The sequence below is a fragment of the Alcaligenes sp. MMA genome, from assembly GCF_020907215.1.
In the GTDB taxonomy this organism is placed as follows: Bacteria; Pseudomonadota; Gammaproteobacteria; order Burkholderiales; family Burkholderiaceae_B; genus Alcaligenes; species Alcaligenes aquatilis.
Window position 1 is genome coordinate 101,176 of the sequence record NZ_JAJJPP010000001.1, and the last position, 23,806, is coordinate 124,981.

The following is a 23,806-nucleotide window of genomic DNA, read 5'->3' on the forward strand; positions in this document are numbered from 1 at the left end:
ACCATGCTCAAGCAGCAAGCGGCGACTGTTGCTCGCGTTGTTGGGCTCAGCCAGCGTTATGGTGACACGCTCGCACTGGATCGGTTAAGCCTGGATGTTCCTGCTGCTTGCATGGTCGGACTGATTGGCCCTGACGGTGTGGGCAAGTCCAGCTTGCTGTCCCTGCTGGCCGGTGCCCGCATGATTCAGGAAGGCCATATTGAGGTGCTGGGTGGCGATATGGCGGAAAAAAGTCATCGCGACCAGATTTGCCCGCGCATTGCCTACATGCCTCAAGGTCTGGGCAAGAATTTGTATCCCACTTTGTCAGTGGAAGAAAACCTGCAGTTCTTTGGCCGTTTGTTTGGGCACGATGCGGCCGAGCGGCGCCGTCGTATTGACGATTTGACGCGCAGTACCGGACTACATCCTTTTCTTACCCGGCCTGCAGGCAAGCTTTCGGGCGGTATGAAGCAAAAGCTGGGTCTGTGCTGCGCCTTGATTCACGACCCGGATTTCCTGCTGCTGGACGAGCCTACCACTGGTGTGGACCCGCTGGCCCGCAAGCAGTTCTGGGATTTGATCGAGCGTATTCGCATCGAGCGCCCCAGCATGAGCGTGATTGTGGCCACGGCCTATATGGACGAGGCCCAGCGGTTTGACTGGCTGGTTGCCATGGATGATGGCCAGATTCTGGCAACGGGTTCACCCAAAGAGTTGCTGGAACGCACGGAAAGCCAAAGCCTGGAACAGGCTTTTATCCGCCTCTTGCCCGAGGACAAGCGCCAAGGACACAAAGCAGTAGAAATCCCGCCGCTGGATGTGGACGCAGACGATATTGCCATTGAAGCCGAGGGGCTGACGATTCGCTTTGGCGACTTTACCGCCGTGGACAATGTGTCTTTTCGGATTCGACGCGGCGAGATTTTTGGCTTTCTGGGATCGAATGGTTGCGGCAAGTCCACCACTATGAAGATGCTGACCGGCTTGCTGCCTGCATCCGAAGGTCAGGCCTGGCTGTTCGGCCACGAGGTGAACCCCAAAGACATTGATACCCGTCGTCGTGTGGGTTACATGTCGCAGGCTTTCTCTCTGTACAGCGAGCTGACGGTTCGACAAAACCTGGTGCTGCACGCCCAGTTGTTCCACGTTCCCGAGGATGAGGTGGATGGCCGTGTGGCCGAAATGGTGGAGCGCTTCGAGCTGGGGCAGATTCTGGACCGCCTGCCCGATGCAATTCCTTTGGGTATGCGCCAGCGTTTGTCTTTGGCCGTGGCCATGGTGCACAAGCCGGAACTGCTGATTCTGGATGAACCGACCTCTGGGGTGGACCCGGTCGCGCGCGACAATTTCTGGCGTTTGTTGATTGAGCTGTCGCGTCGCGACAAGGTCACGATTTTTATCTCGACTCACTTCATGAACGAGGCCGAGCGGTGCGACCGCATGTCCATGATGCACGCCGGTAAGGTGCTCGATAGTGACACCCCTGCCAATCTGGTGAAAAAACGGGACGCAGCGAGTCTGGAAGAAGCGTTTATCGGCTATTTGCTGGAGGCCAGTGGACCGGAAGCTGACGTAGAGCCAGCTACCGAGCAAGTCACCGTAGCCCAGGAACATAGCGACAAGCGCGATCACTTCAGTCTGCAACGTCTGTTGAGTTATACCTGGCGTGAAGCCCTGGAACTGCGTCGTGACCCGGTGCGCGCCACCTTGGCCTTGGCCGGTTCTTTGATTTTGTTGTTTGTGATGGGTTTTGGTATTACGCTGGATGTAGAGGATTTGCGCTATGCCGTCTTGGACCGTGACCAAACCAGTATCAGCCAGAACTATGCCTTGAACCTGTCCGGTTCACGCTACTTTCTGGAACAGCCCCCGTTAACGGACTATCAGGATCTGGATGACCGCATGCGGCGTGGCAAGATTGCGCTGGCCATTGAAATCCCGCCCGGTTTTGGGCGTGATGTTTTACGTGGCAGCAAGCCTGAAATTGCCGCCTGGGTAGATGGTTCCATGCCTACCCGGGCCGAGACCATCCAGGGGTATGTGAAAGCCATGCACCAGCAATGGCTGGTGACACAAGCCAAGGAACGCCTGGGGGCAGGGGCCTTGGTGGTTCCCGCCAGTATTCAGGACCGTTATCGCTACAACCCGGACGTCAAGAGCTTGCCCGCCATGGTGCCGGCCGTGATCCCGGTGCTCTTGCTGATGTTGCCCGCCATGCTGACCGCGCTGTCTGTGGTGCGCGAAAAGGAGCTGGGTTCCATCATCAATCTGTACGTCACGCCGGTGACGCGAGTGGAGTTTTTGCTGGGCAAGCAGATTCCCTATATCGGCCTGGCGATGGTCAATTTTTTGTGCATGTGTCTGTTGGCGATCACGGTGTTCGACGTGCCTATCAAGGGCAGCTTTTTGACTTTGAGCGTGGCCACCTTGATGTTTTGCGTGATTTCAACCGGCATGGGCCTGGTCGCATCCACCGTCACCAAGAGTCAGATCGCTGCCATGTTCTTTGCCATGATCGGCACCATGCTGCCCGCCGTGCAGATATCGGGTTTACTCAATCCCGTGTCCTCCATGGAAGGAATCAGTCGCTGGGCAGGCGAAATTTACCCGGCGACACATATGTTCAACATCAGCCGTGGGGTATTTAACAAGGCCCTGACGTTCTCGGACTTGCAGGGCGCCTTGCTGGCCCTGGCGCTGGCGATTCCGGTGGTCCTGGGTGCGGCGGTCATGCTGCTGAAAAAGCAGGAGAAGTGAGATGAGAAAACTCAAGAATGTGCTGTTGCTGGGCCGCAAGGAACTATGGAGTCTGGCCCGCGACCCCATGATGCTGTTGCTCATCGTGTATGTGTTTTCGGTCTCGATTTACACCTCGGCCACGGCCCAGCCCGAAACCTTGAACAATGCGCCTATTGCGATTGTGGATCAGGACCAAAGCCCCTTATCCGCGCGTATTACGTCGGCTTTCTATCCGCCGGAATTTATTCACCCGCGCATGATCGAGTACGACGAAATGGACTCCGGCATGGATACCGGGGCCTTTACTTTTGTGCTGAATATTCCGCCGAATTTTCAGCGTGATGTGCTGGCCGGACGCAGCCCCGAGGTGCAGTTGAACATTGATGCCACCCGCATGAGTCAGGCCTTTACTGGCAATAACTACATCCAGCAGGTGGTGATGGGCGAGGTCAACGAGTTCGTGCGGCGATATCGCAGCGTTGACACCCTGCCGGTGGATCTGGCTTTGCGGGTGCGCTTTAACCCTACCTTGGAAAAAGCCTGGTTCGGCAGTATTGCCGAGGTCATCAACTCGGTCGCCATGCTGTCCATCATTCTGACTGGCGCTGCCCTGATTCGTGAGCGCGAACACGGCACCATTGAACACTTGCTGGTGATGCCCGTCACTCCGGGCGAGATCATGGCGTCCAAGGTAACGGCCATGGGGCTGGTGGTGCTGATTGCGACCGCTGCGTCCCTGAACTTCGTGGTGCGTGGCTTGCTGGGCGTACCGATTGAAGGCTCCATCCCTTTGTTCTTGTGCGGCACTGTGCTGTGTTTGTTCGCCATGACCTCCATGGGCATTTATCTGGCCACTTTGTCGCGCAGCATGCCGCAGTTTGGCTTGCTCCTGATGCTGACCTTGCTGCCTATGAACTTGCTCTCGGGCGGACGGACTCCCCGTGAAAGCATGCCTGAAATTGTTCAAAACCTGATGCAACTGGCCCCCACCACGCATTTTGTGTCTCTGGGACAAGCCATTTTGTTTCGTGGCGCCGGTCTTGAAACCGTGTGGCAACCCTTTTTAGCCCTGCTGGTGATCGGAACGGCCTTGTTTGTTCTGTCGCTGCGGCGTTTTCGTAACACCATCTCTCAGATGGCTTGATGGGCTGGGCCCCATTACGGGGCACTTTTTTCCTTTAAGGAGATTTCGATGAGCATGGAAACACTTCCCTTGGATCTGTACAAGGCCAATGTTGAGTTGCAACTGCGTATCACTCGCCTGCTGCAGGAAGGAGGACATCGCTGGCTGGAATCTGTACAGAAGAGCAATTTGCGCAGCATGGAGCAGACCACCGCTGAAATCGAGAGCTTGCTGCAAACCGGCAATTGGCAGTCCTTGGCCGCCTTGCCCGCCGACACCTTCTGGCGTTTGTTCCAGCACGGTGTCAATGACAGCCAGACCATCAATCAGCTTGCGATCGAGAACCAGACTGAATTTACGTCCGGCTTGCAGCAAGCGCTGGAAGCGTGGCAGAAGTCGGTGATGGCGATCGTCAGCGATACCAGCGCGGCGGTGCCTGTGATGGATATTTTCAAGCAGTGGGGCGCACCTTGGGCAACGGCTGCCAGCGCCTCAGACACTAAAAAGGGAGCATAAGCGGTATGTCTACGGTTAAACGCACAGCGTTGGTGACAGGAGGGATGGGTGGTCTGGGCCAAGAGATCGCCCGTGCCCTGCATGATGCGGGCCACCATGTTCTGGTGACTCATTCACGTAGTGAGGCCGATGCCCAGGTCTGGTTAAAAGAGCAGGCCGATGCAGGGTATGTATTTCAGGGCTATCACGTTGACGTGGCCGATTTCGAGTCGTGCCAGCAAATGGCGCAAGCCATTGAGAAGGATGGCCTGCAGGTCGACATCCTGATCAATAACGCCGGTATTACACGCGACGGTACGTTCCGCAAGCTCAGCAAAGACAAGTGGGACGATGTGCTGCGTGTCAATTTGGACTCGGTATTTAACGTGACCAAGCCTTTTATCGACGGCATGCTGGAGCGTGCTTGGGGCCGGGTGATCAATATCTCTTCCATTAACGGTAGCAAGGGGCAGTTCGGTCAAACCAACTACTCGGCCGCCAAGGCAGGGATGCACGGTTTTACCAAAGCGCTGGCTCAGGAAGTGGCGCGTAAGGGCGTCACGGTCAATACCGTCTCTCCCGGTTATCTGGCCACAAAGATGGTCATGGCGGTGCCCGAGGAAGTGCGTAACAGCATTATCGCGGGCATCCCGGTGGGCCGTTTGGGCCAGCCCGAGGAAATAGCCGCTTTGGTGGCTTTTATTGCCAGCGAGGCAGCCGGATTTATGACAGGTAGTAATGTCGCCATGAATGGCGGCCAGCATATGTACTAAGCCCGACCCTGTTCGGCTGCAGCCTGGATGGGCCCGCTTGTCGGGCCTGCGACTTACGAAAGGAATGGATATGCACAAAGATATCGCGATTGTTGCTGCAACTCGCAGCCCCATCGGCCGCTTTCAAGGGGGGCTGTCGACGGTGCCCGCTCATGATTTAAGCGCACAACTGATTCGTGCTGTGCTCCAGAGCACAGGCGTGGCAGCCGAGCAGATTGATGAAGTCATATTGGGCCAGATTCTGACCGCCGGTGCAGGGCAGAATCCGGCCCGTCAGGCAGCGGTCAACGCCGGCCTGCCGTATGAAGTCCCCTCGATGTCTCTGAACAAGCTGTGCGGTTCAGGCTTGAAAGCGGTGAATCTGGCGGCGCAGGCCATCGCCCTGGGTGATGCGGATCTGGTGCTGGCAGGCGGCCAGGAGAGCATGAGCCTGGCCCCATTTGTCGTACACAAGGCGCGTACCGGCTTGGGTCTGGGCCATGCCATGATGGACGATACCTTGCTGCGTGATGGCCTGACCGATGCCTTCCACAATTACCACATGGGCATTACCGCAGAGAATCTGGCCGAGCGTTACGGCATCAGCCGTGAGCAGCAAGATGCGTTTGCCGTGGAATCCCAGCGTAAAGCTGTCGCCGCTATGGAAGCCGGACGCTTCAAGGACGAGATCACCCCGATCGAGGTTCCTCAGCGCAAAGGCGATCCCGTTCGTGTCGAGGCTGACGAGCAACCTCGTGCACAAACCACCTTGGAGTCCCTGGCCAAGTTGCGTCCCGCCTTCAAAAAAGAGGGTACGGTGACGGCAGGCAATGCATCCACTATTAACGATGGTGCTGCCGTGCTGTTGCTGGCCAGCGCAGAAAAAGCCAAGGAATTGGGCCTGCCTGTTCTGGCCTGGATTCGTGGTTGGGCCAGCACTGGCGTGGACCCGGCCATCATGGGCATTGGTCCTGTGTCGGCCAGTCGCAAGGTCTTGAAGAAGGTGGGCTGGGAGCTGGATCAGTTGGACCTGATCGAAGCCAATGAAGCCTTTGCCGCTCAATCGCTGGCGGTGGCCAAAGACTTGCAGTGGGATATGAACAAGGTCAACGTCAATGGCGGTGCCATTGCTTTGGGTCACCCCATTGGTGCCTCCGGCGCGCGTGTGCTGGTGACACTGGTTCATGAAATGCGTCGCCGTGGTGCCCAGAAAGGTCTGGCCACCTTGTGCATTGGCGGTGGTCAAGGCGTAGCGATTGCTATTGAGGCCGCTTGAACAGATAGCTGATTGAAGGGAGAAGATGATGACAGATAAGTCTCGTGATGACAGCACGGCTTGGTCCTCCTGGATGATGAATCCCTGGAACCTGGGTCAGACCGTCTCCTCGTACTTTGTGGATGCCTGGCAGCGCACCATTCTGTATGCCGACATCGAGCGTCAGGTCGGGGATCAGTACCAGACCCAACGCAAGCTTGACGTGCCCAATGTGTTGAACTTCCCGGCTGAACTGGTCATGTCGGGTCTGACTCTTCCCCGACCCGTTAACTATCTGATGGTGCGCATTCTGGCACCGGATGATCAGCCTACCGATCCCAGCAAACGTCCTTTCCTGGTGGTAGACCCCCGGGCCGGGCATGGGCCGGGCATCGGTGGCTTTAAGTCCGACAGTGAAATCGGTGCCGCGCTGCAAGCCGGGCACCCTTGCTATTTCGTCGGTTTTTTACCTGACCCTGTTCCCGGCCAGACGGTCGAGGACGTGATGCGTGCTCATGCCGCCTTTGTCAGCAAAGCGGCTGAACTGCATCCGGAAAGTCAGGGCAAGCCGGTAGTGATCGGCAATTGTCAGGCAGGCTGGCAGGTCATGATGGCTGCTGCTGTCTGGCCGGAGCTGTTTGGCCCGCTGATTCTGGCCGGCGCGCCCCTGTCCTACTGGGCCGGTCGCAACCCCATGCGTTATGCCGGAGGCTTGCTGGGGGGGAGCTGGTTGACCGCCATGACCAGCGATCTGGGCAATGGCCGTTTTGATGGCGCGTGGCTGGTCAAGAACTTCGAGAACCTGGACCCTGCCAATACCTTGTGGACCAAGCAGTACAACGTGTACGCCAAGGCAGACACTGAGGCCGAACGCTACATCGGCTTCGAGAAGTACTGGGGCGGTTATGTCTTTCTGAACGATGTGGAAATGCAGTACATCGTGGACAATCTGTTCATCGGCAACAAGCTGTCTACGGCTCAGTTACTGACTTCAGATGGCATCCGTATTGATCTGCGTAATATCCGTTCACCGATTGTGGTGTTCAGCTCCTTTGGCGATAACATCACGCCACCAGCACAGGCCCTGGGCTGGATTACCGACCTGTATCTGGACGACGATGATGTACGCAGTCACGACCAGACCATTGTATTTACGACCCATGATCGTATCGGGCATTTAGGTATTTTTGTGTCGGGCAGTGTAGGCAGCAAAGAGCACCGCAAGTTTGCCAGCACCATTGATCAAATTGATCTACTGCCTGCTGGTATTTATCGGGCCACCGTCGAGGAAACACCTGACGACGACACCTTGCTGAACGACCCGTATCTGATGTCGGTGCGTCAAAGCAATCTGGCTGAAATTGCCGAGATTGTGCAACCTGACCCTGAGTCAGACCGTCGCTTTGCAGCGGCCGCACGCTTGTCGGAAATCAACTTGGCTTTCTACAAGAGCACTTTACAGCCGTGGGTCAAAGCCTTGACCACGCCTTATACCGCTGCACTGCTGGAAACCTTGCATCCCATGCGCCTGTCCTACGAATCCTGGACCAGCACCCATCCTTGGGCCGCTACGATTCATCAATGGGCCGAGAACATTAGCCAGCAGCGTCAGACTGTCGACAAAGACAATCTGTTTCTGGAGGCGCAAGAGAATTTCTCCCAAGCCATGGAACGGGTCTTGAATAATTACCGCGACCGTCGCGACAGTATTTATCAGATCTGGTTTGACACGGTGTATGGTTCGCCTTTGCTGATGGCCTTGGCAGGGCATGCGCCGGGTGATTCTGCACCGGCACGCCCGCATCCTGGCAGCTCGCCTGAGCATCTGGCATTTGTGCGTCAGCAAATGCACAGGCTGGACGGTTTGTTGAACGAGGGCGGTTTGCTGGAAGCGGCACTGCGCGGTTTGTTCCATATTGCCAAACAGCGTCACAGCGTTGATGAGCGTTATCACCATGCCGCCATGCGCTTGCGCGAGCAGTACGATACGGGCCACGTTGATATTGAAAAAATGCGCGCAGCGATTCGCGAGCAAGCCTTGGTGCTGGCGCACCACGGTCATAAGGCCGTAGAAGCGATTCCGCATCTGTTGAGCAAACATAAGCCAGAGGAAATCCGTCTGGTAGCGTCCCTGATCAAGAAACTGATCAGTGCGATTGACGAGCAGGATGCCGCCCCCGAGGCGGTGGTCAAGGCCTCTGAAGAAGTGTTGGGCTTGTTCGAGGCAGCGGCTAAACAACAAGAGCAGGGCGGGAAGTCGAGCAGTGCGGACGACAAACCCGTTGCCGAAACGGCCAGCAAGGTCACAACGAAAGCCGCTGCTAAAACGACGCCAGCAGTGGCCAGGAAGTCGGCTGCTCCTGTGTCCGCCAAGCCAAGGACGGCCCAGCCAGTAAGGAAAACGGCTGCGAAATCGACGGGCACATCGTCAACAGGTACGAGCGCTAAAACAGCTGCAACAGCGCCAGTGAAAGCAGCCGCCAAGCCAGCAACAAAACCGCTTGCCCAAACCACGGCAGGCATTCCGGCTCACGCGGCGGCTAAGCCCGCTGTTGACAAGCCTGTCTCTCGCTCCGTAGGGGAGACCAAGGTCGGTGCCGCTACAAAAGCAAAGAGTAATGCCGTGGCTAAACCTCAGGCCAAATCGGTAGAACCCAGCAAGGAAACGGGTAAAGCAACTAGCGCTGCCGGGACTCCAGTATCGGGCGCTGCAAGTTCGGCGGCTCCGGCGACAAGCAAATCGCCAGCCTCTACGTCTGCAACGACGAGCTCAGTAGCACGGCCTGCGACAGGTTCAGCGACTAAGCCCGCCGCTACGTCGTCTGCTTCTGGGTCTTTGTTTCCTGCGGAACAGACCACAAGCAAGCCTGCTGCCAGCGTGCCTGCCAAGGCCGTCAGTGCAGACGCCAAGTCCGATCCGGTCAGCACGGCAACAAAGCCAGCCGTCAAGTCAGCACCTGCCTTGCCAGCATCCGGGCAAGGCAAGGTGGCGGCCACCAAGCCTGCCAGCACGGGTGCTGCATCCAGGACTCGTCAGCGCAAGTCTTGAGACTGGGTTCCAGTGAATTTTTGAAGGAGTTGTCAGTATGAAGTACTCATTTTCCGGCCATTCTGTTCTGGTGACGGGCGCCGCTTCGGGTATCGGTGCCGCAACGGCCCGCCTGCTGGCGGCCAATGGTCTGTCGGTTGTGGTGTCTGATGTACAGGCCGACGCGGTCCAGGCCGTGGTCAAGGAAATTGAGCAGGCCGGTGGCAAGGCGGTGGCGAACGTGGCCGACGTGACTCAGCCCGATCAGCTGAAAGCCGCTGTTGATGGCGCTATTGAACATTTCGGTGCTTTGCACTTTGCCGTCAATAACGCCGGTGTGGCCGGGGATTCCGGCCCGGCTGGCGAGATGGATCTGGACGGCTGGCGTCGCCTGATCGACATCAACCTGAACGGCGTGGCCTATGGTCTGCGCTATCAGATCCCCGCCATTTTGGCTGCCGGCGGGGGCGCTATCGTCAATATGTCGTCCATCATGGGGCTGGTGGCCAACCCCACTTTGCCCGGCTACAACGCCGCCAAACACGGGGTGATTGGCTTGAGCCGCTCGGCTGCGCTGGAGTATTCCTCCAAAGGTGTACGCATCAACACCATCCACCCCGGTTATGTGGATACGCCGATTCTGTCGGGTTTAGATGATGCCGCCCGTGCAGCACTCGTGGACCAACATCCGATTGGCCGTTTGGGTCATGCCGATGAAATTGCCCACGCGATTGCTTTCCTGCTCTCGGACGGGGCCAGTTTCATGACGGGGGCGTGTATGGTGGCCGATGGCGGGTATACCGCCAAGTAAGCGATCATGGTAGAAGTTCTTTTTTCGTTTGAAGGCATGAATCCGCCACCGTAGCTTGGGACTTAAACCAGTCAAGATGCCGATACTCGATTTTTATACGAGTATCGGCATTTTTCTTATTTCACACCGATGATCCTAATAGTGGTAATTGATACCGAACCGGGCGGCACTCCGGTGCCTGCATGAGCCTCGGTGATGGGGATATGGACTCTTGCAGAGCCGCCAATACCTAGCTGTTTGACGATGCTTTGAAATAAGGGGGGCAAATCTTTAGTCAGGCTGGTTTTGCTTTCTCTGGCGGCCAGTATTTCCCCTGTTCCCAGCTCTTCGTCCAGCTCAAACAAGATGTCGCTGCTGGCGGTCACCATGGGTGCTTTGCCTTTGTTCAAGATCTTGTAAACCGTGCCATCCTGCATTTTGACTGCCCCCTTTTCTGCCGCCGCTGCAGCCAGAACCGATTGGGCCTGTTTCTCGTTCTTGGACAGCATGGCCTGTTCCAATAGTTTGTCGACATTGGCCAGTTCTACGGAAATGATGCTGGAGGACAATTGCAGGCGCTGGTCTATCTTGTCGCTAAAACCTTGGGAGAAGGCTTGTAAATCTAGCTTCTTGCCGATAGAGGCCAGTTTCTGTGTCTCGTGTGGCGCACTGTCGGCATACCAGGTACCGATGGCGTAGCTAAGACGAACATCGGCTGATGCCGCATTATTTACAATCATGCGCCTGGGCACGCCAGTGGGTTTGGCCTGGTTTGAGGTCAGTGCTTGTGCGACCAGCCGGTGCTGCAAGTCTTGCTTTGCTGCTTTCAGGTCGTCAATGTCTTTCTTGAGAGAGGCTATTTCAATCGTCGCCTGCCTGCTGTCTTGTGACAGGCCATTGGGCAGGTCGTGGTCCCGGGCTTTTTGCAAGTTCTCCAGCTCTGATTCCAGGGCATGTCTCTGGTTCAGCTCTTGTTCCAGGCGCTGACTTAAATCCTTGATGCGCGCCAGGTTCTGTTCCTGATCGAGAGCAATGGGGGCCAAGATCATGGAGCCGTCTGGCTCTGCGTGTAGTTGCAGCAACTGTTGTTGCAGTTGGCTGTTCAGGTTTTCGCTATCTGACAAGCGTTGTTGTAAGGCGATCAGTTGTGTGTTGGCCTGATGCAGCTCGTTTCTGAGTAAGGCATGGTGCTCGGCCTGGTTTGTGGTGTTCGGTGTGACGGGGATGGCGTTGGCTCGTGCCGAGTGCTCGTCCCCTTGCGGGCGGGCAAGGCCATCGCCAATGATGTTTTCATGGGCCAAGCGGTCCAGAAGACCAGTGCCAACCGAATGGGACGCCTCGTAAAACAGCAGCAAACTGCAGCAAAGTGCTGCGTTCATGTACTTTCTCATAGCTTGTTCAGGCTTTGAACGCGATCCATCATGTTGGAATAGACAGCGTTATTAATCCGGACACAAACCAGAGATAGCATCTTATTGACTTCGGTCAGCATGACTTCAGAGGCGTTTTCATCAATCAATGCTTCATTGGATTTGTAAACGCCAAAATTCTCGTCAATAGTTTGCATTTGCTGTCGGTATTTTTCGTAGGCAAGCGGATCCAGATCTTTTAGCGCGGCGAATTCTTGATAGCATTTATCGTCCTGGCTGGAGGCAGTGGGCGCTTCAGTCGTGTGGGTAGGGGTGGTGGCTTGGCAAGCAGATAAAATAAAGGCGGCCACAATGGCCGCACCGGGAAAGGTAAATCGCATAAATTCCTCGAGATGTTCGACTATCTTTATTCCGTTTTTTGAGGGGCGAGCATTGAATTCGAGCCGTGCTGCAAACCGAGAAAATGGTGGGCCTGGCGCCTGTTTAGGCGATGGTCCGTTTGAATAGAGGCAGTTTGCATTAGCGTGTTGTGTGCATGAAATTGGAACATGCAGATTCAGCTTGCGAAGTAAGAACTATCTGATTTTCATGGCTTTCGATTATTGATGCAGGCAAAAAAATCGCCGCTTTCCATACAGGTCAGCGGCGATTTCATCGATAACGGCGAGTCTGTTGTGATCTTGGCAGACCCGGTTCTAAGGCTTGGTGTTTGTCGTTGTGGGCTGGATATAGAGTAGGGACAGCAGCAATAGCACCAGGCAGATAATGGCGGACAGAATATTGGTGCCGCCCCAGCCAGCAAAGCTGAACAGAAAGGCCGGAGCGAAGGCCCCCAGTGTGGCGCAGATGGAAACCCCCAGATCATTCACACCCTGTACTTCCAGAGAGTGCGGTTTGCCTTCCAGGGCCTGTGTCAGCAAGGCGCTGCCACCCACATAAGTAAAGTTCCAGCCTAAGCCTAGAATCAATAAGGAAAGGCTGAGCGTCGTATAGCTGTGGCCCACGATGTTGATCAGGCTGCTCAAGAGCAAAAGTAAAATGCCGGTAATGGCAATGGTTTTCAAACCAAACTTTTGAATCAGAAAGCCGGTAAAGAAAGAAGGGGCGAACATGGCCAGTACATGCCATTGAATCGCGGTGCTGATATCTGAAAAATGTACATGCAGGTGGGACATGTGCATGGAGGCCTGAATCATCAGCAGGTTCATGATGCCGTAGCCAATCGCGGCGATGCAAATGGCGATGGCCAGTGTCTTGTTATGCAGTACCAGGTTTAAGGTCTGGCCACGGTTGCCTGGTTTGCGTGCAGCCTGTTGAGCAGGCTGTATGGGTTTGATGCAAAGATTCAGAATGAATGAGACGACGGCCAACACGGTGAAAGCGGCATAGCAGGCGGCAAATTCGGGCCCAAAGCTGCTGGTTTTCAAACCCCGTATCAGCAAAGGGCCCGATACGGCGGCAATCACCCCTCCGGCTACGACCAAGGAAATGGCTCGCGGTTTTAACGCGGCGCTAAGCCCGTCGGTGGCGGCAAAGCGGTTGAAGTTGGCAAAGGCAATATAAATACCCAGTAGGGCATGTGAGGCCACCAGCCAGGAAAACTGCTTCATTTCAATTGCCCAGTAACCGACCACGCCAGAGGCGGCCAAGGGCAGACAGGCCAGCAGAAAGGATTTTTTTCGGCCTATGGCGGCCATCAGCTTGGACGCAGGCAGGGTAAACAGCATCACAAACAGGAACTGAAAACCGTAAGGCACGGTCGATAGCCAGGCTTCGGGCGCCAGACTGCCGCCGACCAGTGCTGCCATGGTGACGGACATGACGGCAGTAGTCAGGTTGATGGATTGGGCCAGGAAATACAGGTAGGTTCGAGATGGAAGATGAGTGGATGTCATGGTGCTGCGCGGTGATAGATAGACCTTTCAAGGGGAACGACTGTCTCGGCTCCAACGGTGGCTGAGTGCGTGAAAACGGTGGGGACCATTTTGTATGTTCACGATGCGCTTGTCTCGAACAGTGGGTGTACTATCCTGAAAACTGTTAGTTAATTTTTTCTAACAGTGTTAAGAGGCAGGCAGCATGGATTTTTATGAGCGTCTGAAGGAAGCGATTGTTCAGGGTGAATGGGCGGTGGGGCAGCCGTTGCCGTCCATCCGCAAGATGATGGCGACAGAAAACCTGAGCCATCACACCGTGGTCAGTGCCTACACCCGTCTGGTTGGCCAGGGGATGCTGGAGGCCTTGCAAGGTCGCGGTTATTTTGTGGCTCGCTGGTCTGGTTTGGGAGAGCATTTGCCTCTGTCCCCTTGTGAAGCGGCACGGGACCCTTTGCTCAAGATCTTGCAGGCCAAGCCCGAGCAGTGCAAGTTGGGTTGTGGTTGGTTGCCTGTACCGTGGAGGGATACGGATGCCTTGGCCAAGGCTATACGCAAGACGGCGCGCTCGGGGCGCAGTGGTCTGGTGGAGTATGGAGATATTCAGGGCTATCTGCCGCTGCGCAAGCAGTTGTCCATGCTGTTGCGGCAATCGACCTTGATTGAGGTGTCCCCCCAGCAAATTGTGACGACCTTAGGTGCGACGCAAGCGTTGGATCTGATCGCGCGAATAGTGATTCGTCAGGGTGATTATGTTCTGGTGGATGAGCCTTGTAGCAGCAACCTGATCAAGCTGATCCGCTTGTGTGGGGGTGTGCCTGTCGGTGTGCCGCGCCTGGCCGATGGACCGGATGTGGCGGCTTTGGAGCAGATTCTGCAGGCGCACAAGGTACGGGCGTTTTTCTGCAATAGTACCTTTCATAATCCGACTGGGGCGGGCTTAAGTCCCAAGGTGGCTTTTGCCGTGGTCAAGCTGGCGGCGGAGCACGATTTCCTGATTGTCGAGGATGATGTGTATGGGGATTTCTTCCCCGGTGTGCGGCAGACTTTTGCGGGGCTGGGAGATTTGGAGCATGTGGTTTATATAGGCAGTTTTTCCAAGTCCTTGTCGGCCTCTTTGCGGATTGGCTATATCGCCTGTGGGACGTCGTTGCTCGACCCTTTGATTCGTTTGAAGCTGTTGACCAGTGTGGCTGTGCCGGGGTTTTGTGAGCGTTTCGTCAATACCATTTTGGCCGATGGCACCTATGCGAAACATACGCAGGCAATTCAGCGGCAGTTGATGACGCATCAGCACATTGCACAAAAGGCGTTGACGGAATATGGCTGGGTGTTTGAGGTTCCAGCGCAGGGCGGGATGTTTTTGTGGGTTGGGCACCCGGATATGCCGGATTTGACGGCTTATATAGAGAGGCTGGAACAGCAGGGGATCTTGCTGATGCCGGGGGCCTCGTTTGCTGTAGACAAGGATTTCAGGGACAGGATGCGCCTGAATGTGGCGCATTTGACGCAGGAGGTAATGCCTTGTTTGGGGTGGGTGTAATGCCTGCGCTGTTTGACTTCGTTTAGATTGTTTTCTTGTCTGAAGTGCCTCGGGTTGGTAGCAGGGGGGCTCGTTCTGAAAGACGCCATTCGGGTTCGCCCCAGGGCTGAGCGGCTGAGTCCTTGCCGACGCTGCGCGTCGGTCCCCTTGGCAATTGCAGGATACGGGCGCGCCCTTAACTTGCCCGGTGATGTGTCCCCCGTACACATCACAAGCGTCGGGCACGAACAGAAGGGCGCTTGTACCCCGTATCCCGCAATCGCCCGCGGCAAGAACTCTGACTCGCCGCTCAGCCCTGGGGCGAACCCGAATGGCTTATTGAAAGAAAATAGAGTCCCTCTGTGTTTACGATTTTGATGGCTTTGGCTTTGGCTTTGGCTTTGGCTTTGGCTTTGAACTGGTGGTGGATGCTTTGTCTTTGCCTGGCTTGGTCGGATGCGGGGGTATCGGGCCAGTTCGGGTGGGATCAAACGGTCTGAGTCCACTTAAGTGACTGAGCCGACAAGGAGTAGCCCGACGTGTTTGGCGTCCAGCTTGGGGTGCTGAAAGACGAAGATAGCTCAGAGTCGTATTTTTGTTGTTTTCGCTAGCTGGGTCCAAGCTAAACAGATTGCGTCTTTTAGTCGCTTTACTAAAGAAAGCCCTTGTCTGCGGTTGGCGGACAGGGGCTTGTTCCTGTGGTGCTTTGTTGAGCTTACGGTTTCAGGACGGGCTGGTGTCCTGCCAGTGGTTTCATGTTTTCCACGGCGTAGGCGACGTTCAGAATGCGGGCTTCTTCAAAGGCGGGGCCGATGATTTGCAGGCCCACGGGCATGCCCTCAGATATACCGGCGGGTACGGTGATGGCGGGTAGGCCGGTCAGGTTGCTGGGGCCGGTAAAGCGGATGCCTTCATCGATGAAGTCCAGGGTTTTGCCGTTGATATTGACGGTATCGGTGCCGATATTGGGTACCTGGCAAGGCAGGGTGGGGGCAATGATGACGTCTACGTCGTTGAAGGTGGCGGTAAATTGCTGTTTCAACGCACGGCGTACTTGCTGGGCTTGCAGGTAGTCGATGCCGCTGAACAGTTCGCCCAGTTCAAACAGAAAGCGGATGTCGCCGCCAAAATCCTCGGGGCGCTTGATCAGGTCCTGGTGGTGGATGGTGGCGGCTTCGGTCAGGCTGACTGCCAGTTCGGCCCATTCGGAGTAGCGCAGGGCGGGGACGTTCAGCGGGATGACTTTGGCCCCTTGTTTTTCCAGGTCGGCCAGGCGGTCACGGATCACTTTTTCGATACCGGCGTCTACGTTCTTGAAGAAATAGTCTTCGATGATGCCAATGCGCAGTCCTTTGATATTCCCATTGAGCGCGTTCAGGTAGGAGCCGACCGGGACCTTGGCGCACGTGGGGTCGCGGCCATCAAAACCAGCAATTACTTCCAGCATGGCGGCGGCGTCAGCGACGGTTTTGGACATGGGGCCTACGTGGTCCAGGGTCCAGGCCAGGGGGTAGACGCCGAATTTGCTGACGCGGCCATGGGTGGGTTTCAGGCCGACGATGCCGCATGCAGCCGATGGGATACGAATGGAACCGGCGGTGTCGGTGCCCAGGGTGTTGTAGGAGCTGTGGGAGGCCACGGCCGCACCCGAGCCACCGCTGGAGCCACCGGGGACGCGGTCGGCATTCCAGGGATTATGGACGGCACCAAAGTGCGGGTTGTTGTTGTCGATGCCCCAGGCGTATTCGTGCATGTTCAGCTTGCCGGTGAAGATCACCCCGGCATCGCGCAGCTTGGTAGCCACGGTGGCGTCGTCTTTGGAGACAAAGTCCTTGTGGATTTTGGAGGCCATGGTGGTGACCTCGTTCGCAAAGTAAATATTGTCTTTCAGGGCTAGCGGAACACCGTGGAAAACGCCTTTGTACTTTCCGGCCATGATGTCCTGTTCCGCTTGTTTGGCGCTTTTGCGGGCCTGCTCAGCGGTAACGGAAATATAGGCGTTGGTTTGCTTGTTGGATTGCTCGATATAGGCCAGCAGGTTGTCGGTCACTTCAACGGGAGAGACGGCTTTGCTGCGCAGCTTGTCGGCCAGGTCGATAACGCTCAGTTCAAGTAGGTCTTTATTCATGGTGGTCTCCTCCGGCCAGGTGTTTGATGGCGACGTCTGCATCGTCAATGGCAATGCCTTCCAGATTGCCTTTCATGGCCTGGATCTCGCGCCATTTGACCTCCAGCTTCTCCAGATGCTGGGGGCTGGGATGTATCCCTTTTGCGGCCAAGGCGTCTTTCACACTTACCGTCATTTGTCTTCTCCTTGTGGTGGTCATAAAACAGGCATGCATCAATCGCGCGCACAAAAAAAGCCCCACCCCTGGTGTCAGGGAGTGAGGCTTTATTGCCTGCATGTCGCTGGCAACTTTGGCAGCGCATGCATCTGTTTTGGCAGACGAAGATGTCTGCTTATTTAATCTACAAAATATGCCTTCTGAAAAATACTAGGGTTTTCCAGTGCTGTAGGCGACGACGTGTGCCCGGTGTATGCAACAGCAGGAAGTCATTGGAGTTTATCTGTCGTGCCCTGCCAATAAGTACATGAAGGGGCACAAGAGAACTTATAAGAATAGTCTTATTTATATGCTTTCTTGTGAATGGTTAAATGATCAAGTACCGGCAATAGGTGAATAAAAATGACGAAAAAATTAAATAGAAACATGAATGAAATTATCTTCATGTGTTTTTTTGTTCTTATGTTTTTTATAAATCCCAACGTATATGCCCAGACGTCACAATGCTACAGGGCAAGCGGCGGGCATATATATAATTGGGTCACTTACCCAATCAAGGGTGAGGTCTACAATAGACAGATTCTTGCCACTGCCTCTACCACTTTTCTTTTCAGTTATCCAGCCAATCTACCTAAGGCGTACGTGGAAATGAGGGGTGGAGCGGATGCTTTATATCCGGATGAGGTGGTCCCCATGCGCGAAATGCCTGGGGTAGGTGTGCGTATACGCTGGATGGGGCATTACGCTCAGGGGAGCTACAATTTTGTTCCTAGTCATGAAGCTCCGAGTGGGACCACGGTAACTAACCCCCATGAGTTCACTTTGCTGGTTGGATCTGCACCTGCAAGTTTTGGTATTTCCTATACCTTTCAGTACGAAGTGGTGGTTATTGATGCCAAAGCATATCAGGGAGGAAAGCCGGATTTTAAACGGTCGGGAATTGGTAACGGTCGGGTATTTGGAGGTCCTCTTCAAGGAAACCGATCTTTGTGCAGAGATGGTTCCTTCGATTTACTGGGAATGTTGTCCCAGGATACGACTGTTCCTGAGTTGCCACGCCCCTCCGTACCGACTTGTGCCTCGGCCGATTTGAATGTGGTGGCCACTATGTCGCCTGTAATGGCCTCTGAGTTGGCTTCGGCAGGCAGTCAGCGGAGCCAGGGAGTTACTGGGCAATACAATTTTGATCTGATCGGCAAGCGGTGTCCAGTGGGCACGACGATCAAAGCGTTCTTTACTGACGCACGTGCACCGTCTGCTTCTAATGCTTATGTCACATCGTCACACCCGGAAGTAGGAGTGCGGCTGTATCACCGTGATAGCCAGACAGCGATTAAGCTAGGGCCTGCTCCCGTTGGTTCAACGTTGCCAGAACGTCAGGCTGTCGTTGAGGGGCCATCCGCCAGTACTACAAGTGATATGTACATGCCAATTACTGCTCAGTATGTAATGATGCCAGGTGTGACTAAAACGGCGGTGACACCCGGTAGTATGAATGCAGAGGCAGTGGTCACTTTTATGTATGACTAATGGCCCAATGGTTTGAGCCTCTTGTATCGTTTGCCGGTTCTGTATCGTTTAAAGCCCTGTTCCTTTAGTTTGGAACAGGGTTTTTTTTATTGTTGATTGACAGTTCAAAAGATCAACTGAGGCTCCGGTTTTCCTAGACTGTTTTGTAGCTGACACGTTTTTTCGGATTATTCCTAGACCCGTCAAGCCGCTGGAATCTTAAGATTTAAAGCATCGATGATGGCAACTGAACCGCAAGGCGATTTGGGATGCACATCTCTTGTTGCCGGGGCTCTTCATGTTTGCACCTTCTACGTTTCAAGTACCGTCCGGATGTCTGACTTATCGACCTGCCCGGAAGCTGGCGCGTCCTGTGCGTCCTGTCCGTTCGGATGCGGCTTTGTGGGTGCCGGAGCGTGAGGCGCTCAATCAGTCCGGTGCCGCCATTATCAGTCGCTCTGTCTTGCTTGACGCCTTGCACAAGGACCAGATTCAGGCATGGCTGCAGCCCAAGGTGGCGGTACGCTCTCAGAAGCTGGTGGCGCTGGAAGCCTTGGCCCGTTGGCGTCATCCACAGCTGGGCTTGTTGTCGCCCCATGTATTTTTACCCTGGTTCAGCGAGCACGGTCTGGACGAGGCCTTGTTGATGCATATTTTGCAAGAGGTGCTGGGTCTGCAGGCTTACTGGCGGCGCCAAGGTATGGTGATGCCCGTGTCGGTAAACTTGCCTACGCATTTGCTCAATGATGCTGGTTTGCCAGATCGCTTGATGGCTTGTGTGCAAGCCAAGCAGGGTCGGGCCGAGGACATTACTTTTGAGTTGCTGGAGAACTCGGATACCAAGACGCCCTGTGCCTTGTTTATGGGGGCTTGTCGTTTGGTGGCAATGGGTTTTGGGTTGGCCCAGGATGATGCAGGCGTGCAGTACAGTTCGATGGAGCGGCTGGTTGGTGCGCCGTTTTCGGAACTGAAGCTGGATCGGCGTTTTGTGCATGGCCTGTCTGCCGATCGCCAGCAAGCCGTGCAGGTGTTGGATTGGATTGCTAGCGCCAAGGAGCGTGGTATGTGCGTGACGGCGGAAGGCGTGGAAGCTCAGGCAGATCTGGAGCTGTTGCAGCAAATGGGTTGTGATTATGCCCAAGGCTATTTATTTGCCAAGCCCGCTCCGGCCTTTGAACTGGATATGTGGATTCGGCAGCGTTGGGCCGTCTAGGTAAACAGGTTGTTTTGAGTACAGAACGCAATCAGGGCCTGGTTGTTGTTTACATTCAACTTGCGCATGGCGGATGCTTTTTGTGCGCTGATGGTTTTGATACTGCGATTTAATTGTTCTGCAATGCTGCTGATGGAGTCTCCCATGGCAAACAGGCGCAGTACTTCAAACTCCCGAGGGCTCAGGGATGCCAGACGATCGGGTACCGAGCTTTCCAGCACCTCTTTGGGTGTGTCTTGTTTGAAATTGGCCGGGTAGTACTTTACGCCCTGGCGCAGCAAATGCAGGGCGACCAGGACTTCAGACAGCTCGTCTTGTTTGAGGACAACCCCTTGTACGCCAGCGTCGTACAAAGAAGAAATAATCATGGGGTTGGACACCATGGTCAGTACTATCAGCTTGACCTCAGGAAAGCGGCGTCGCAGATAAGAAATGAAGCGCATTCCATCGCCATATTGCTCATCGCCGGGCATGGAATAATCGGTAATGATGGCATCGGGCTGGCTTTTTTGCAGATGCTCGACCAGCTCTGAGGGGCTGGCCGCCACGGCATCGACACTCAGGTTGATATCGCGTCCCAGCAGCTCGCGTATACCCATCAGGATTAATGGGTGATCGTCAGCAATGATGACGCGCAGTTTTTGAATCGCGGGCATACCGGGGTTCCTTGCTTGTTTTGCTAAGCTTGTTCGATCAGGTCGCGTAGTGCATTGCACACGGCGATGGCTGTTTGAACATGTGTGTCGGTTTGTTGAGTATTTTGCCTGAAATTCTGTTCCAGTTCTTTCACTTTGTCTGCGATTTCCTGCAAACCCATCATGACTAGCGCGCCAGCGATACGGTGCAAAATGGCTTGGCTTTGGGTCGCGTTTTTTTCTTTCAGGGCGTGTTCCAAGGCCTCCAGATCCTTGCTCATGGTGCTGCGAAAAATCTTCTTGTAACGCTGCGGTATGGGTGAGCGGATCAAGGATTCCAGCAAATTTCCCAAGGTGGCCAGATTCATGGGTTTGACCAGGCAGGCGTTCATGCCACTCTGTGTGCAACGCTGGGCTTCGTCGCGCATGGCGTTGGCGGTAATACCAACAATGGGGGCGTTCATGCCTTGAGCGCGTAAGCGTCGGGCCAGTTCGTAACCGGTCATATTAGGCATATTGACGTCAGTCAGCAGCAGATCGTGGCTATGGCCATCCCACAAGCTCAGTGCTTCTTCGCCGTCCTGGGCCAGGGTGACCTGGCAGCCCAAACGCTCCAACTGTTCACGCAAGGTGACCTGGTTGATCGGGTTGTCTTCTGCGATCAACACATGCGGACCGGGGCGGCTCGGGGGCGTGATGACCGTCTTGGTGACTACCGTTTTTTGTTCGGAGGGGGCGTGTTGTTGTGTCTGCCAACGCTCCAGCGCAAGGGCAATGCTTTCCGGGTTGGTGCCGTCGGCCTCGGGCAAGGTGGCGCTGCCGTCGCGTGCAGAAATGCTGATATAAGGGCCTGGCCAGTGGGGCGCCGGATTGCTGTTGGGCATCATCACATCGAGCAAGATATCTTCGGTTTTACCGGTCAGCGGATAGCTGGGCAGCATGGCCTGGGCTTGGGCATTCCAGCGATTGAGCCAGACGCAAATTGACTCGGATAGCTCGGCATGGGGAGTGCGTATATGCAGTTTCATGCCTTGCAGATCCGGTGCAGGGTGAGTTTGATCGCCTGCGGGTGCGATATCCAGGTTCAGCATAAAAGAAAAACTGCTCCCCAGACCGGGTTCACTGGTCAGTTGAATCTGGCTGTCCATCAGTTCGATCAGACGGGCGCAGATGGACAAGCCTAGGCCCGCCCCGCGTATCGTGTGCTCGCCTGAGTGGGCCACATAAAAGGGGGTAAACAGCTTGTCCTGGCGTTCGTGCTCGATGCCCACCCCGCTGTCGGCTACTTGAAACAGTAGTTGTGCTTTGTCCTGTGTAAGCTGCTCCAGACGCAATCGAACAATAATGTGGCCCGCCTGGGTGAACTTGATGGCGTTGCTGATCAGATTGCTCAGAATCTGGCGTATATGCAGCGGGTCGCCTAATACGCTGCGTGGTACGTTCGGGTCCACGTGACAGAACAACAGCAGGTTTTTTTGCTGGGCCATAGCGGTGTAGGTGGCGGTGCAGTCTTGTACCAGGGCGATGGGATCCAGCGGCACGGACTGCACATGCGTTTGGCCTGCTTCAATTCGGCTGATATCCAGAATGTCGCTGATGATTTGCAGCAGTTGGCGCGAGGCCCCCTGTATTCGGTCCACTTGCTGATGCTGCTGGCCATCCAGCTCGGTCATGGACAGCAACTCCAAAGAGCCCAGGACTCCGTACAAAGGCGTGCGAATTTCATGGCTCATGGTGGCCAGGAACGAGGACTTGGCGGTGCTGGCTTCGTCTGCCGCGGCGCGAGCACGTTCTAGTTCCCGCTGGATTTCCTCTTGGGCCGTCAAATCCATCAGAACGCATAGCAAGACGTCTTGCTCATGGTAGCGACTGGGCGCGCAGGCCAAGTGCAGACTGCGACCATCGGGCAAGTCCACTTTGCCTTCGTTCGCATCCGGTCCTTGTTGTTGCAGTTCGTTCAAAGCCAGGGACAGGGGAGATTGCTCGGGTAAGGTGTCGCCTGCATCCAGCTCCAGCCACTCCAGCGCCTGAGCATTGCCGAAAATAATCTGTCGCTTGTCCTTGCTGATCACGCACAGGGCCGCCGGTGAGGTATCAATAAGATTGCGATTAAAGTCCTGGCTTTCCAGCAAAGCGCGCTGTGCCTGACGGGCTGGCTCTACCACTTGGCGTCCATACCAGCGGGCATAGGCCAGGCCGCCCAGTAGGCTTAATAATAAGAACACCACAGTGCCCAATGGTACCCAGGTGCTGTTTAGCAGTTGTCTGGGGCTGATCAGATAGCGGCCCGTCCAGGTTCCCGAGGGATCGCTCATCTGGAAGGCCAATCCCTGCAGGCTGATGGTAAAGCCATCTTGTTCTAGGGCGGGGGAGTTGTTTTCCCCGATTAACAGGCCTTGTGCAGCATGGTGCAGCCAGAAGCGATAGCCCAGTGGGGCTTCGGATTGATTGAAGAACTCGCGCAGTCGGCCCTTGTCGAACAGACTCATTGCCTGAAACAGAGAGGGGTTCGCACCGGGCAGGGGCAGGCCAGGCAGGGAGATCGGAATGATGCCCAGCATGTGCAGAGGGTGTTCGGGTAAGGAAACCCATTTCACGGCAGATGGACTGGAGGCCAGTTCGCCGGGTGGCTGAATGTGTTGGCGTGCTTCTTTGTGCGAGGCAATGGGCAGGACCGTATCGGTGCGGGAAGACTCCAGCTCCGGAATGCTCAAACTGTCTTCCATGTCGGGATGAAACAGGAACAAGTAACCGGATGGGAAATAGGACCGGGCCCAGAAGGAGGCAAAACTATCGGCCAGATCGGCACCTAGCGTGCCGTAGTCCTGTTTGGATGCACGGCAATGCTGCTCGCAAATCATGGAAAAAGACACGCTGGCGGTGGGGCGCCAGATGCTGACGGCATGGCTGCTTTCTACGGGTGGGGGCTCGGGTTGTGGCCCGGCCTGCAACTTGGCTGCATCGGCCTTGAGCTGAGCCAAAAATCGTTCTTGCTCCTGTATGTAGGCCAAGGTCACGTTGAAGTCGGACGCCAGGCGGTGGCGTTCATTGCTGAAAAAGTGTTGACCGCCTACGACCAGCGCGCCGAGCAACATGAATGAGACAGGAATAACGCCCAGCAGCAGCCGTGTGTGTCCGCGCGAGCGTCGCGTCATACGATTAAAGGGTGAGTTGGCCATGGTTCTCCGTGGGGGCGCCGTGTGGGGCAAGTCCTGCCATATCATACCGTCCAGC

General features: G+C 55.5%; 16 protein-coding genes and 1 pseudogene. 10 read left to right on the forward strand and 7 right to left on the reverse strand.

The window, feature by feature from the left end:
* Positions 1-3 precede the first annotated feature (3 nt).
* From rbbA to LNA76_RS00490, 7 genes and pseudogenes are all read left to right on the forward strand, one after another.
* Entirely contained in the window at positions 4-2,739 is a 2,736-nt protein-coding gene (gene rbbA, locus LNA76_RS00460) for a ribosome-associated ATPase/putative transporter RbbA (RefSeq protein ID WP_094197454.1), read from the forward strand.
* Between the two features lies 1 nt (position 2,740).
* Positions 2,741-3,865 carry an ABC transporter permease gene (locus LNA76_RS00465; protein WP_094197453.1) on the forward strand — a complete coding sequence of 375 codons (1,125 nt, stop codon included), beginning with the start codon at positions 2,741-2,743 and terminating at the stop codon, positions 3,863-3,865.
* Positions 3,866-3,913: 48 nt separating this feature from the next.
* Positions 3,914-4,360, forward strand: coding sequence for a phasin family protein (locus LNA76_RS00470; protein ID WP_094197452.1), 447 nt, complete (start codon positions 3,914-3,916; stop codon positions 4,358-4,360).
* Between the two features lie 5 nt (positions 4,361-4,365).
* Positions 4,366-5,112 carry an acetoacetyl-CoA reductase gene (gene phbB, locus LNA76_RS00475; RefSeq protein ID WP_094197451.1) on the forward strand — a complete coding sequence of 249 codons (747 nt, stop codon included), beginning with the start codon at positions 4,366-4,368 and terminating at the stop codon, positions 5,110-5,112.
* Between the two features lie 70 nt (positions 5,113-5,182).
* Complete coding sequence (locus LNA76_RS00480; RefSeq protein ID WP_108727836.1) at positions 5,183-6,367, forward strand: acetyl-CoA C-acetyltransferase; 1,185 nt, start codon at positions 5,183-5,185, stop codon at positions 6,365-6,367.
* Between the two features lie 73 nt (positions 6,368-6,440).
* Positions 6,441-8,708: pseudogene (locus LNA76_RS00485) on the forward strand (DUF3141 domain-containing protein); the annotation flags it as partial.
* 724 nt (positions 8,709-9,432) lie between these two features.
* Complete coding sequence (locus LNA76_RS00490) at positions 9,433-10,185, forward strand: SDR family NAD(P)-dependent oxidoreductase (RefSeq protein ID WP_108727834.1); 753 nt, start codon at positions 9,433-9,435, stop codon at positions 10,183-10,185.
* 116 nt (positions 10,186-10,301) lie between these two features.
* Here the strand turns inward: LNA76_RS00490 and LNA76_RS00495 are convergent, their stop codons facing one another.
* From LNA76_RS00495 to LNA76_RS00505, 3 genes are all read right to left on the reverse strand, one after another.
* Complete coding sequence (locus LNA76_RS00495; RefSeq protein WP_230017599.1) at positions 10,302-11,543, reverse strand: FKBP-type peptidyl-prolyl cis-trans isomerase N-terminal domain-containing protein; 1,242 nt, start codon at positions 11,541-11,543, stop codon at positions 10,302-10,304.
* Positions 11,544-11,551: 8 nt separating this feature from the next.
* Positions 11,552-11,914 carry a hypothetical protein gene (locus LNA76_RS00500; RefSeq protein ID WP_230017600.1) on the reverse strand — a complete coding sequence of 121 codons (363 nt, stop codon included), beginning with the start codon at positions 11,912-11,914 and terminating at the stop codon, positions 11,552-11,554.
* Between the two features lie 315 nt (positions 11,915-12,229).
* A complete protein-coding gene (locus LNA76_RS00505; protein ID WP_230017601.1) occupies positions 12,230-13,429 on the reverse strand; it encodes an MFS transporter in 1,200 nt (399 codons plus the stop codon).
* A gap of 184 nt (positions 13,430-13,613) precedes the next feature.
* Between LNA76_RS00505 and LNA76_RS00510 the strand changes: the two genes are divergently transcribed.
* Positions 13,614-14,951, forward strand: coding sequence for an aminotransferase-like domain-containing protein (locus LNA76_RS00510; RefSeq protein WP_108727831.1), 1,338 nt, complete (start codon positions 13,614-13,616; stop codon positions 14,949-14,951).
* A gap of 694 nt (positions 14,952-15,645) precedes the next feature.
* Here LNA76_RS00510 and LNA76_RS00515 read toward each other — a convergent pair.
* Both LNA76_RS00515 and LNA76_RS00520 read right to left on the reverse strand, forming a co-directional pair.
* Entirely contained in the window at positions 15,646-17,058 is a 1,413-nt protein-coding gene (locus tag LNA76_RS00515) for an amidase (protein WP_230017602.1), read from the reverse strand.
* Positions 17,051-17,233 (reverse strand): hypothetical protein, encoded by a 183-nt coding sequence (locus tag LNA76_RS00520; RefSeq protein WP_026484623.1) that lies wholly within the window; start codon positions 17,231-17,233, stop codon positions 17,051-17,053. The genes LNA76_RS00515 and LNA76_RS00520 overlap by 8 nt, the downstream gene beginning before the upstream one ends.
* A gap of 384 nt (positions 17,234-17,617) precedes the next feature.
* Here LNA76_RS00520 and LNA76_RS00525 point away from each other — a divergent pair, with 384 nt between their 5' ends.
* Together LNA76_RS00525 and LNA76_RS00530 are read left to right on the forward strand one after the other, a co-directional pair.
* Entirely contained in the window at positions 17,618-18,745 is a 1,128-nt protein-coding gene (locus LNA76_RS00525) for a fimbrial protein (RefSeq protein WP_230017603.1), read from the forward strand.
* A gap of 277 nt (positions 18,746-19,022) precedes the next feature.
* The gene (locus tag LNA76_RS00530) at positions 19,023-19,937 is read left to right on the forward strand and encodes an EAL domain-containing protein (protein WP_230017604.1); all 915 of its coding nucleotides are present in this window, start codon (positions 19,023-19,025) and stop codon (positions 19,935-19,937) included.
* Here LNA76_RS00530 and LNA76_RS00535 read toward each other — a convergent pair.
* Both LNA76_RS00535 and LNA76_RS00540 read right to left on the reverse strand, forming a co-directional pair.
* Complete coding sequence (locus LNA76_RS00535) at positions 19,934-20,593, reverse strand: response regulator (RefSeq protein ID WP_230017606.1); 660 nt, start codon at positions 20,591-20,593, stop codon at positions 19,934-19,936. The two genes, LNA76_RS00530 and LNA76_RS00535, sit on opposite strands and share 4 nt — an antisense overlap.
* Before the next feature lie 23 nt (positions 20,594-20,616).
* A complete protein-coding gene (locus LNA76_RS00540) occupies positions 20,617-23,751 on the reverse strand; it encodes a hybrid sensor histidine kinase/response regulator (RefSeq protein ID WP_230017607.1) in 3,135 nt (1,044 codons plus the stop codon).
* Positions 23,752-23,806: the final 55 nt, after the last annotated feature.

What these genes read in the sequence shown, in the direction of transcription:
- rbbA (WP_094197454.1), top strand. Translation starts at nt 4, where the DNA reads ATGCTCAAGCAGCAAGCGGCGACTGTTGCTCGCGTTGTTGGGCTCAGC.
- LNA76_RS00465 (WP_094197453.1), top strand. Translation starts at nt 2,741, where the DNA reads ATGAGAAAACTCAAGAATGTGCTGTTGCTGGGCCGCAAGGAACTATGG.
- LNA76_RS00470 (WP_094197452.1), top strand. Translation starts at nt 3,914, where the DNA reads ATGAGCATGGAAACACTTCCCTTGGATCTGTACAAGGCCAATGTTGAG.
- phbB (WP_094197451.1), top strand. Translation starts at nt 4,366, where the DNA reads ATGTCTACGGTTAAACGCACAGCGTTGGTGACAGGAGGGATGGGTGGT.
- LNA76_RS00480 (WP_108727836.1), top strand. Translation starts at nt 5,183, where the DNA reads ATGCACAAAGATATCGCGATTGTTGCTGCAACTCGCAGCCCCATCGGC.
- LNA76_RS00490 (WP_108727834.1), top strand. Translation starts at nt 9,433, where the DNA reads ATGAAGTACTCATTTTCCGGCCATTCTGTTCTGGTGACGGGCGCCGCT.
- LNA76_RS00495 (WP_230017599.1), bottom strand. Translation starts at nt 11,543, where the DNA reads ATGAACGCAGCACTTTGCTGCAGTTTGCTGCTGTTTTACGAGGCGTCC.
- LNA76_RS00500 (WP_230017600.1), bottom strand. Translation starts at nt 11,914, where the DNA reads ATGCGATTTACCTTTCCCGGTGCGGCCATTGTGGCCGCCTTTATTTTA.
- LNA76_RS00505 (WP_230017601.1), bottom strand. Translation starts at nt 13,429, where the DNA reads ATGACATCCACTCATCTTCCATCTCGAACCTACCTGTATTTCCTGGCC.
- LNA76_RS00510 (WP_108727831.1), top strand. Translation starts at nt 13,614, where the DNA reads ATGGATTTTTATGAGCGTCTGAAGGAAGCGATTGTTCAGGGTGAATGG.
- LNA76_RS00515 (WP_230017602.1), bottom strand. Translation starts at nt 17,058, where the DNA reads ATGAATAAAGACCTACTTGAACTGAGCGTTATCGACCTGGCCGACAAG.
- LNA76_RS00520 (WP_026484623.1), bottom strand. Translation starts at nt 17,233, where the DNA reads ATGACGGTAAGTGTGAAAGACGCCTTGGCCGCAAAAGGGATACATCCC.
- LNA76_RS00525 (WP_230017603.1), top strand. Translation starts at nt 17,618, where the DNA reads ATGACGAAAAAATTAAATAGAAACATGAATGAAATTATCTTCATGTGT.
- LNA76_RS00530 (WP_230017604.1), top strand. Translation starts at nt 19,023, where the DNA reads ATGTTTGCACCTTCTACGTTTCAAGTACCGTCCGGATGTCTGACTTAT.
- LNA76_RS00535 (WP_230017606.1), bottom strand. Translation starts at nt 20,593, where the DNA reads ATGCCCGCGATTCAAAAACTGCGCGTCATCATTGCTGACGATCACCCA.
- LNA76_RS00540 (WP_230017607.1), bottom strand. Translation starts at nt 23,751, where the DNA reads ATGGCCAACTCACCCTTTAATCGTATGACGCGACGCTCGCGCGGACAC.